This is a genomic window from Streptomyces sp. NPDC057543, assembly GCF_042801895.1.
Taxonomy (GTDB): domain Bacteria; phylum Actinomycetota; class Actinomycetes; order Streptomycetales; family Streptomycetaceae; genus Streptomyces.
The window spans coordinates 1-1,718 of sequence record NZ_JBHVFF010000566.1 but is presented as its reverse complement, the minus strand read 5'-3'; the positions used below and the strand labels follow the sequence as shown (position 1 = coordinate 1,718).

General features: G+C 70.5%; 2 protein-coding genes. Both read left to right on the top strand.

The window, feature by feature from the left end:
- Nucleotides 1-376 precede the first annotated feature (376 nt).
- Nucleotides 377-1,042: an SDR family NAD(P)-dependent oxidoreductase gene (locus tag ACFU8Q_RS41325; protein WP_384465317.1), complete on the top strand. Its 666-nt coding sequence runs from the start codon at nucleotides 377-379 to the stop codon at nucleotides 1,040-1,042.
- Between the two features lie 23 nt (nucleotides 1,043-1,065).
- Nucleotides 1,066-1,718: SDR family NAD(P)-dependent oxidoreductase (locus ACFU8Q_RS41320; RefSeq protein WP_384465314.1), on the top strand; the 653-nt coding region annotated here is incomplete at its 3' end.

Sequence of the window (1,718 nt, the reverse complement as noted above, 5' to 3'; positions counted from 1 at the left end):
GGACGCCCCGAACCCCATCGACGAGACGAACCGAGCATCCGGGCCGGACATCCTTGTGAAACGACTGCGGCGTACACGAGTACGCCGACATCACCGCGGCCGGCTTCCACCGCGTATCCGGCATCGACGTGCCGGGCCTCATCCAGGTCACCCGTGCCGCGGCCGCGCACCCCGGTGAGGGCGGCCGCACCGACCGCATAAGCGCGCCGGCCTCCGGCATGGCCCCGCCCGCGCCGGGCCGTCCCGAGGACATCGCCCCCATCCATTGCGCTCCCGCCCCTGCTCCGCGGTCCGGGACACCGGTCGGACGACCGCCGCCAACGGCACCCAAGGTGAGCGCCACCGCGACATGCACGCAGACATTGAGAGGAACACCATGACCACCATCGCCATCATCGGCGCCGGCTCCGGACTGGGCCTGGCCGTCGCGCGCCGGTTCGGGCGCAAGGGCTTCGCCGTGGCGCTGATCTCCCGCAACCAGGCCCGCCTCGACGAACTGGCCCGCACCCTGAAGTCTGAGGACATCCCCGCGAAAGGCTTCACCGCCAACGTCCGCGACACTGCCTCCCTGCGCGACGCGCTGATCGCCGCAGACGAGCAGCTCGGCCGGATCGAGGTGCTGCAGTACAGCCCGCTGCCGGCGAAGGAGTTCATGCGGCCCGTGCTGGAGACCGTCGCCGACGACCTCGTCGGACCCGTCGAATTCTCCATCTACGGTCCCGCGACCGCCGCGCACCAGGTCATCCCCGGCATGCGGTCCCTCGGGCGCGGCACGACCGTCCTGATCAACGGCGCCAGCGCCGTCCGCCCCGGTCCGCAGGTCACCGGCACCTCCGTCGCCTTCGCCGGGGAGAGCGCCTACGGGCAGCTCCTGCATGACGCGCTCGCCCCCGAGAACATCCACGTCGCGCAGCTGATCATCCCCCGCGGCATCGGCGGCGGCGAGCCCTCCCACGAGCCCGAGGCGCTGGCGGAGCGGATCTGGACGCTGCACACCGACCGTGGCCCGTTCCGCACCTTCGCCGCCCACCTCGACGACTGACCAGCACGAAAGAGAGAAGCATCATGAGCAAGATCTGGTTCGTCACCGGCGCCTCCCGCGGCTTCGGCCGCCAGTGGACCGAAGCTGCCCTGGACCGGGGCGACTCCGTCGTGGCCACCGCCCGCGACACCGCCACGCTCGACGACCTCGTCACCGCCTACGGCGAGCGGGTCCTCCCGCTGCGGCTGGACGTCACCGACCGGGCCGCCGCTTTCGACGCCGTCGCCAAGGGCCATGCCCACTTCGGGCGGCTCGACGTGATCGTCAACAACGCCGGCTACGGTCAGCTCGGCGCCGTAGAGGAGCTCTCCGAAAAGGAGCTGCGCGGCGTCATCGAAACCAACCTGTTCGGCGCAGTCTGGGTCACCCAGGCCGCAATCCCCTACCTGCGCGAGCAGGGCTCAGGCCACATCCTCCAGGTGAGCTCCATCGGCGGAATCACCTCCTACCCCAACGTGGGCGCGTACAACGCCTCCAAGTGGGCACTCGAAGGCATCAGCCAGGCCCTTGCCGGCGAGGTCGCCCCGTTCGGGATCAAGGTGACCCTCATCGAGCCCGACTCGTTCGCCACCGACTTCGGCAGTTCCTTGTCCGCGAAGTTCACCACGCCGCACCCCGCCTACGACCCGCTCCGCGAAGCCCTCGGCGACTTCCAGGGCTCACTCCAGATCGGCGG